The sequence below is a fragment of the Mesorhizobium sp. M0145 genome, from assembly GCF_040322355.1.
In the GTDB taxonomy this organism is placed as follows: Bacteria; Pseudomonadota; Alphaproteobacteria; order Rhizobiales; family Rhizobiaceae; genus Mesorhizobium.
Genome location: NZ_JAMYTK010000002.1, coordinates 410,267 through 418,749, shown reverse-complemented (window position 1 = coordinate 418,749; position 8,483 = coordinate 410,267). Strand labels below are relative to the sequence as shown.

Annotated in this window: 10 protein-coding genes; 8 read left to right on the top strand and 2 right to left on the bottom strand. The window is 60.6% G+C overall.

Annotation, left to right across the window (positions count from 1 at the left end; genetic code table 11):
* Nucleotides 1-142: 142 nt before the first annotated feature.
* Nucleotides 143-442, bottom strand: a complete 300-nt coding sequence (locus NKJ28_RS07010; RefSeq protein WP_352457747.1) for a DUF1236 domain-containing protein — start codon at nucleotides 440-442, stop codon at nucleotides 143-145.
* A gap of 410 nt (nucleotides 443-852) precedes the next feature.
* Here NKJ28_RS07010 and NKJ28_RS07005 point away from each other — a divergent pair, with 410 nt between their 5' ends.
* Nucleotides 853-1,044, top strand: a complete 192-nt coding sequence (locus NKJ28_RS07005; RefSeq protein WP_023677389.1) for a DUF3606 domain-containing protein — start codon at nucleotides 853-855, stop codon at nucleotides 1,042-1,044.
* 102 nt (nucleotides 1,045-1,146) lie between these two features.
* Nucleotides 1,147-1,413, top strand: coding sequence for a DUF6894 family protein (locus NKJ28_RS07000; protein ID WP_156937357.1), 267 nt, complete (start codon nucleotides 1,147-1,149; stop codon nucleotides 1,411-1,413).
* Nucleotides 1,414-1,660: 247 nt separating this feature from the next.
* On the opposite strand, the gene NKJ28_RS06995 is transcribed toward NKJ28_RS07000, so the two are convergent.
* Nucleotides 1,661-1,903, bottom strand: coding sequence for a hypothetical protein (locus tag NKJ28_RS06995; RefSeq protein WP_023677391.1), 243 nt, complete (start codon nucleotides 1,901-1,903; stop codon nucleotides 1,661-1,663).
* Between the two features lie 170 nt (nucleotides 1,904-2,073).
* On the opposite strand from NKJ28_RS06995, the gene NKJ28_RS06990 reads away from it, so the two are divergent.
* From NKJ28_RS06990 to ggt, 6 genes are all read left to right on the top strand, one after another.
* Nucleotides 2,074-2,451, top strand: coding sequence for a VanZ family protein (locus tag NKJ28_RS06990; RefSeq protein ID WP_352571657.1), 378 nt, complete (start codon nucleotides 2,074-2,076; stop codon nucleotides 2,449-2,451).
* A 536-nt stretch (nucleotides 2,452-2,987) separates the two neighbouring features.
* Nucleotides 2,988-3,635: a GntR family transcriptional regulator gene (locus NKJ28_RS06985; RefSeq protein WP_352624334.1), complete on the top strand. Its 648-nt coding sequence runs from the start codon at nucleotides 2,988-2,990 to the stop codon at nucleotides 3,633-3,635.
* A gap of 85 nt (nucleotides 3,636-3,720) precedes the next feature.
* Entirely contained in the window at nucleotides 3,721-4,566 is an 846-nt protein-coding gene (locus tag NKJ28_RS06980; protein ID WP_352589201.1) for a transporter substrate-binding domain-containing protein, read from the top strand.
* A gap of 85 nt (nucleotides 4,567-4,651) precedes the next feature.
* Nucleotides 4,652-5,365, top strand: a complete 714-nt coding sequence (locus NKJ28_RS06975) for an ABC transporter permease (RefSeq protein WP_352634723.1) — start codon at nucleotides 4,652-4,654, stop codon at nucleotides 5,363-5,365.
* A complete protein-coding gene (locus NKJ28_RS06970) occupies nucleotides 5,362-6,081 on the top strand; it encodes an ABC transporter permease (protein WP_352457755.1) in 720 nt (239 codons plus the stop codon). The genes NKJ28_RS06975 and NKJ28_RS06970 overlap by 4 nt, the downstream gene beginning before the upstream one ends.
* A 21-nt stretch (nucleotides 6,082-6,102) precedes the next feature.
* Nucleotides 6,103-7,695, top strand: coding sequence for a gamma-glutamyltransferase (gene ggt / locus NKJ28_RS06965; protein WP_352634721.1), 1,593 nt, complete (start codon nucleotides 6,103-6,105; stop codon nucleotides 7,693-7,695).
* The last annotated feature ends 788 nt before the right edge of the window (nucleotides 7,696-8,483 follow it).

The following is an 8,483-nucleotide window of genomic DNA, read 5'->3' as shown; positions in this document are numbered from 1 at the left end:
ATTAAACCCGGGCGGGCCCCCCCCCGCCCCCGCGGGGGGGGGGGGTGTCCCGGCGCCCCCCCCCCCCCCTCCCCCCCCAACCCCCCCCCGCCCCCCCCCCCAATTCCCGGGGCGGCGGGCGACTACTGCCCGAGCTTTCACGTCACTCGATGATCTTGACGATCTTGCGCGTGCCTGGGTCGACCACGACGGTGCGGTTGTCGACGATGACATAGCGGTATTTGACGCTGGGGACTTCATGAAGCTCGACGGTATCGGGAAGCGTTGAGCCGATATTGAGCTCCACCCCAGGGATTTTCACCGAGGCCAGCGGCTGCTTCTTCACATACTCCTTGATGACCGTTTCCTGCTGCGGTTCGATGACAACGTCTTGCGCCGCAGCGGCGCCGATGCCTGCCAGCAGCAGAAATCCCGCCACCGCGGTGGAAAGATGCATTCTCATGGTCGTCTCCTTTGCGAACTCGGTCCGCTCTTCGCGCCAAGGCTCATTCGAACGGAAGGCAGCTGAAAACGTTCCGTCGACGGGCTTCGGTCCCGCCCGGCAGGGACCAACCGACGTGTTGCCGCAGGACCTAAGTCTGATCCTTGCGCGCAAAGGGCGGGTTTGCCGCGTGACCCGGAACCGCCGCGGCACCTAGCCGTTGCTGGCTGCACGTGCCGGGAGGATTCTTTGGAAAATATCGATGGCGGCTCGCACCGATCCTGGCTGTTTCCATTTCGATCGAATACAGCATCTGCGCAGCCTTGTCCCTTCCTGCGCCGATAGGGTTCGCGCGTCACTTTGGTGGCGGGCGAACCCTCGATTGCAGCGTGCGTCAGTCCAAAGTTGGCCCTGAGGCGAGGAGAACAGAAATGGCCGACGACAAGACCAAGCGAGACTTCAGCGACCGCAATCGCGTTTCGGCGGATGAATATTATGAGGTCGAACATTTCGCGCGGGAAAATGGTGTTTCGCCCAGCCAGGTGAGCAAGTTGATCAAAAGGACCGGCGGCGACCGGATGATCCTCTCGCAGGCGGTGAAGGCATTGCGCGAGCGCAAGTGAGCTGGCGGCGAAGCCAACGGTGGAGAGGCGCTGATCGCGATCGGCCGAGATCCGGCCAGCAATCGACAACGTGCTCGGATGCCGCCGCTTCGGCCAAGCGCAATGCCCCGCTACTTCTTCGATTCCGATGAAGACGGAATCGTCTATTCCGACGATCAGGGAACGTTATATGACGATCTCCCGCTGCTCAGGAAAGAAGCCCTTCGCACATTGGCCGAGATGGCCAGGGATGGCCTTCCTCATCGCAGGATTGCAGTCAAGGTCCGGGACGACCGTGGCGGTCTGGTCCTTGAAGTGGCTTTGACCTTTGCCGTTGAAACGCGGCACTTCGACGAGCGGATTTTCCAGATCGACTTGCGCACGAACTGACGGCTCGATCATCATCGCGCCGACCATCATCAGATTTCTGGTGCAGCGGCATCTTCCCCTGGCGCGGAACATTAGAAGTCTCTAATTGTTATCTTAAGCAGCGGGAACCTCCCAGGATTCTGCTGCAGATCGGGTGCAACCCGGTCGGCCCGCGCCCTCCGCCAGAGGCGCGGGCTTCGTTTGTTTAGCCGATGCGCAACGCCATGCGGCGGCAGCATATTGGAGACCTGCGGGAGCACTAGTAACATCAGTCGCTACCGCGGCGCCCTGGCGCCCAGGCAACGGAGCCCGTCGTCCGACAGGGCGGCGGGCTTTTTTGACGCGGGTCGGTCATCACGCAATCGATGGAATTCTGGCCGGCGCTGATTCGTGTGGCATGGGGTAAGGTGCCCTGACGCAGCGCCGGCCAAGCGGAAATCAGGTCCGCCGCAGCCAGATAGTAGCCGCGTTGGCGCAGCAGGTAATTGCGTGATCGCGGAAGCCGCACCATTGCAGAGCCCTCCCCAGCAGTTCGGCCTGCCCAGCGGCTGACCCGAGGCATTCATTCATTCTGACGATGCACCGGACGCCCCGACGGCGGAAATTGGACGCCGCGCTCGCTCGCGACTATGGCGGCCGGCGGTATTCCCTGCAGATTTCGGACGAAAGGCCATTCTACCCTTGTTGCGCCTGGATTCTTATCAGATCGTGGCAAGGATTGCCTTTCCGGCCGCGTTTGCCGGCGTTCTGCTGTTCGCCCTTCTGCCGGAGCGGCTCTTGCAGGGTCTTGGCCTGGCTTTCACGTTTGATCACGACAAGCTCAATCACGCCGCCGCCTTCGTCGTCCTGGCGGCTCTCGGAAGTCTCGGCTGGCCGGAACGCAAGGCGAAGCTGATCGTACTCCTCGTTCTCACGGGTGCGGCGATCGAGGGGCTTCAGGCCGTGCAACTGATAGGGCGCGACCCGGATTTATTCGACTGGGTGGCCGACTGCGCGGGAATCGCGTGCGGACTGATGGTTGCAGGCTGGACAAAGCGGCTCGCCGGCGGATTGCCATAGCTCGAAAGCGCATAACGGAATCGGCGCGCCCATGCCCCAATAAGGGGAAAATGGCCGGCGCCACTTGGGGGGCGCGTTGGGGTAAGTTGCCTGATGGGGCGCCGGCCAGGCGGAAAAATTACGTCCGCCGCAAAGTAACATAGCAGGAACGGCAATGCGCGGCAGTAGCGTGATCGCGGAAGGTCCGCGCTCGCGCCTCCGGTGCGGTGACCCGTTTTGGGTCAACAATTCTGGCACCTGAATTGCACTGTAGGCAATGCCGGGGAATCCCGGCAATCGTCCCCGAATATGGGGCCTCGCCGCTTCGCAAATGGAGCGGCGGGCCTTTTTGCCGGATGTTGAAAAGTAGGCCGATCAGCGGCTTAGCTGATCACAGTGTGCTTAGCCCGATTTCCCTACCAAGTGCTTATTCTCACAAGAGAAATTCTAAAGCGCCCAAGCATCGGTGCTTGACACAGGTTTCGACAACTGGATAAGTGGATACACAGATACGCTCTGATCGGACCAGGGACATGGCAGCTGACGCAATCGAGCCGTTGGGCATCACGACCGCCGAGGAGGAAGCTTATCGCCACATTCAGCGGGCCCTGAGGATGGGGCGTTATCGGGCCGGGGACCGGCTGATCCCGGAAGAGATCGCGACGGAAATCGGCATGAGCCGCATGCCGGTTCGCGAAGCATTCCGCCAACTGGCCGCGGAAGGTCTTGTGGTCATTCGCCCGAACCGTGGCTGCATCGTCGCCGGGCTTACCCTCGATGAGATCTACGAAACATTTGAAATACGCTCGGTGCTCGAAGGGCTGGCGGTGAGGCTTGCCATGCCGCACATCGATGTCGAAGTGCTTGAAGAACTGGAACGCCAGCTTGACCGGATGGAGCGCGCCAGCCAGACCGGCAGCAGCGACTGGGTCGTGCGCCATCAGGCCTTCCATTTGCAGATTTGCCAATTGAGCAACAGACCCAAGCTGGTCCGGCAGATCGCCAGCCTGCACGTCGTGATCGAGCCCTACCTGCGCATCTGGTTCGACTATGTCGACAAACCCGCCAGCGCGCGTGCCGAGCACGAGATCCTGATCGACGTGCTGCGGTCAGGTGATGCCGGCAAGGCTGAGATCGTCATGCGGGATCATATCGTCGAGACGGCGCCGCTTCTGGCCAACTTCGCAAGTCCCGGCCGCCGCTAGGGAATACCATCTAACTCATTGAAGCCGGAAGATAATCCGGCACGACGAAAGGGAACTGCCATACCGGCAAAAAGAGGAGAATGATATGAAAATTAGCCGCATCGCAGCCATTGCGTCGGTCCTGTTCGGCCTGGTCCAGGCCGCCGTTGCACAAGAAACACCAAAGGCAATTACCATTGCCACCGAAGGAGCCTACGCGCCCTGGAATTTCACAACAGCCGACGGCAAGCTGGACGGCTTCGAAGTCGATCTCGCCAATGATCTGTGCGGGCGAATGAAGATCGAGTGCAAGATCGTCGCACAGGACTGGGACGGCATGATCCCCGCGCTGACCGTCGGCAAGTTCGACGTGATCATGGCGAGCATGTTCATCACTGAAAAACGTCTGAAGATCATTGACTTTACCCAGCCATATGCGGTGGATCCCTCAGGTTTCGCGGTCGCCAAGGATAGCGAACTGGGCAAGCTCGGCATCTCCAACGAGCGGTTGAAGCTGGAGAATGAACCCTCTGCGCAGGCGGCAATCGACCGGCTCAAGCCATTGCTGAAGGGAAAGATCATTGGAGTTCAGGCTGCAACGGCGAACCTGGAATTTGTGAAAAAATACTTCTCGGACGTCGCCGAGATTCGCGAATACAAGACCACCGAGCAACACGATCTCGATCTTGCCGCGGGTCGCATCGACGCGCTCTTCGCGCAACAGACAGCGCTGGCCGCCACGCTGAGCAAGCCGGAGTTCAGCGACTATACGCTTGCAGGACCAGGATTTGTCGGGGGTCTCTTCGGTCTTGGCTCCGGGGCCGGTATCCGCAAAGAGGACACCAAGCTGAAAGACATGCTCAACGGCGCCATCGACGCCGCGACCGCCGACGGCACGATCAAAACCCTGTCGCTTAAGTGGCTCAAGAGCGACGTCACTCCAGTCAAGTAAGCGCTTGCCGGCGAACGGCCATTCCTGACCACGTTCCGGAGCTGAGCCGTTCGTCCTGCCGGGGGTATCAATGCCGGGGGTATCAATGGTTGACGCATTCCGGCTGCTTGGTTTCCAGCACGGAGGTTGGGGGGCTGCTCTTCTCATGGCGGCCTTGGTCACAGTGCTCCTGTCTGTGCTGGGCTTTGCGCTTGGCGCTGTCTTTGGCGGGCTGGCAGCGGCCGGGCGTCTCCGCAACTCCAAGGTATTGGGGTTCTTGGCCCTTGGCTATTGCACGGTTTTCAGGGGCGTGCCCGACCTTCTGACCATTTATCTGCTTTACTATGGAGGAAGCGTCGCCCTGACCTCGCTTGGTCATAGCCTGGGCGGGTCCGGATTCGTCGGCGTTCCGGCCTTTGCCACTGGAACCTTGGCTATCGCGATCATCTCGGGCGCCTATCAAGCCGAGGTCTATCGAGGGGCTTACCTCGCCATCGACCAGGGACAGCACGATGCCGCTTGCGCGCTTGGTCTCAACCAGCTGCAGCGGCTGCGACAGGTTATTTTTCCCCAGCTCCTGAGATACGCGCTGCCAGGTCTCGGCAATGTGTGGCAGTTGGTTCTGAAGGACTCCTCGCTGATATCGGTAATCGGCCTCGTTGAACTGATGCGCCAGGCACAGATCGCTGCAGGTTCGACCCGTGAACCGTTTATCTTCTACATTGCTGCAGCCTTGCTCTATCTGGCTATCGCTTCCGTCACGGGCCACGCCTTTTACCGTCTGGAACGGAAGGCGCCGTGGCGCGTCCGGTCGGCATGATAGATTTCAGTTTTTTCCTCGAAATCCTGCCGAAGCTACTCGCCGGCCTGCCGCTCACGATGGAACTGGCCCTGACTTCCATCGTTGCCGGCTTCGTTCTTGCCGTCACATTGGCGCTTGCCCAGCAATCGGAATCGCCCTTTGTCGTCTTGCCGATCCGTGGCTTCGTTGCCGTGTTCAGGGGCACGCCTCTGCTGGTGCAGATTTTTCTGACCTATTATGGCCTTGGTCAATTCCGGCACCAACTGTCGGCAATTGGATTATGGGCCGTTTTCCGCGAACCCTACTGGTGCGCAATCATCGCGCTGACACTCAACACCACCGCCTATGGCAGCGAAATCCTCCGCGGCGCGATTCAATCGGTGCCACGCGGCCTTGTCGAGGCGGCCCGGTCTGTCGGCTTGTCCACCTATTTGACCTATCGGCACGTTATCCTGCCGCTGGCCTTTCGCCAGGCGCTGCCGAGTTACGGCAATGAAATCATCCTGATGATCAAGGGCACGTCTCTGGCTTCCATCGTGACCTTGATGGAGGTGACTGGAATTGCCCAGGGATTGATCTCCCAGACCTACCGCGCCTTTGAAGTCTTCATCTGCGCGGGCGCCATTTATCTCACTTTGAACTTCGCGATCATCCGTGCCTTGGCGGCACTCGAATACTGGATGTCGCGGCATCTGCGGCACCGCCCCTCGACGATGAGCGACGCCGCCTCTTGAGCACGATCAGAAGGGCATAGCATGCGAAATTTTGAGAAACCAACGCGCTCGGTCGTCGTTTCACGCGAGGCCATGGCCGCCACTTCTCATCCGTCGGCGACCCTGACGGCGGTCGAGATCATGGCAGCAGGCGGCAACGCGATGGATGCCGCCATCGCAGCCTGCGCGGTGCAATGTGTCGTCGAGCCAGCCTCGACCGGCATTGGAGGCGACTGCTTTGCTCTTCTGTCGCGAAACGGATCCGGCGAGGTCATCGCCTACAACGGATCGGGCAGGACACCCGCCGCCCTCACAATTGACTGGTTCCTCGAACGTGGCATGGCGGAGGTGGCCCGCAATTCTCCTGGCTCCGTCACCATCCCGGGAGCCATCGATGCCTGGACCAGATTGCACGCTGATCATGGGCATATGCCTTTCGATCAAATCCTGGCCCCCGCTATACGTTTCGCCGAGGAAGGCTACGCCATTTCACCGCGGGTCCATCGTGACTGGGCGTTGGAAGAAGAACTTCTGGCCTCCGATGTAGCCGCGAAACGGATTTTCCTGCCAAACGGCCGCGCGCCAGGCGTTGGCGAAGTGCATCGCCAGCCTGAGTTGGCTGCAACGCTGCGGCTGATCGCCAAGAAGGGACGAGAGGCCTTCTACACTGGCCCTGTGGCCGACGACATGGTCGCCTATCTTCGTGGGCTCGGCGGATTGCACACACTCGAAGATTTCGCCTCGGCAACAGGCGAATACGTGGCCCCGATCAGCACGGCGTTCCGAGGCTGCGACGTGTTCGAATGCCCGCCGAATGGCCAGGGTGTGATCGCGCTGCTCATTCTAAACATCCTCTCGCGCTTCGAAGCGCACGGCGACCCGCAATCCGCGGACCGGCTTCACCTGGAAATCGAAGCGACACGCCTCGCTTACGCCGCGCGTGACCTGCTCGTCGCCGATCCCGACGCGTCCGAGGTCCCGGTGGCCGACATGTTGTCGAATGCCTGGGCCGATCGTCTGGCCGGCATGATTGACCTAAAGCGCGCCCGCGCGGACCTGCCGGCGTTCGATATGCCGCTGCACAGCGACACGGTCTATATTTCGGTTGTCGATAAGGATCGCAATGCGGTCAGTTTCATCAACTCGGTCTTCGACAGCTTTGGCTCGGGCCTGGTCTCGCCACGCTCCGGTGTCGTCTTGCACAATCGCGGGCAAAGCTTTTCGCTTGACCCCAAGCACCCCAATGCAGTGGCGCCGAACAAGCGACCTTTGCATACCATCATACCCGGGATGCTTGCGAGAGACGGCCGGGCAGAAATGCCTTTCGGCGTTATGGGTGGCTACTACCAGGCAATGGGCCATGCGCACCTGCTGACGAAGGTGCTCGACTTCGGGATGGATCTGCAGGAGGCGATTGATCTGCCGCGGGTCGCCCCCGTCAGCGGCACCATGAACGTCCAGGCCGAACACGGGCTCGCTGGCGAAACCGTAGCTGAACTTAGCCGACGCGGTTTCGAAATCATTCCCGCCACGGACCCGATCGGCGGTGCGCAGGCCATTCGCATCGATTGGGCAAACGGGACCCTGCTGGGCGGTTCTGAACCGCGCAAGGACGGCTGCGCCCTCGGTCTGTAGACCGGTTATGGCCAGAGCGGGATCCAAGATGCCGAAGATGCTCTTCATCGACATTTGGCCGGCGAGCAGGAGCCGCTGGCGCCATGGTCCAGATAATTCTTGCACGCCATCGACAATCCGATCGGCGCGAGGTTGTCACCCATGTCTTAGGTACAAACTGTTACCCATGTCTCCGGGCCGTACAGGGAAAAATGGCGCCCAGAGGCGGATTCGAACCACCGACATGCGGATTTTCAGTTCGCTGTCGGTGATTGATATTGTTCAAATTTTAGGCCGAATGTCGCGTTTGTGTCGCGTCAAGCCAAAAGCGCCCGCTCGGCCTGAACTCGTTGCCCTGTTCAGCGCCCAAACACGCGTGCCGTGGTGCCGACAGTCATTCAGATGGATGATGGTATGGTTCGGCACTCCTAGTAAGCTCCGATCACCAGGCAATTTAGAGACTTTCTGAGGTCCATGTTCCTATGGGCGCAAGCGGCGCGACGACGGAGGTGTTGGCGCAGGCGGCGGGGTCGGCGTCGTCGAGGCTCGCACGCCTGGAAGCCACGACGACCGACGTCGACCAACGGGCAACCGTGGGGCGCTCGATCGATCAGGAGATGGCACGGGCGACGAGCCAGTTCGACAGCGACAGGCGTGTCAACCAGCCGCAAGCGCAGGCGATCGAGAAGCAATTGCAAGTTCTCAAGTCAACCGGCAACGCTGTCGCGGCTCAACAGGCGGGACTGCACGCCATGGAAAGGCAGTTCCCGCCGCATCGCATCTCCTCCAAAGCTTTTTGCGGCGTCAGC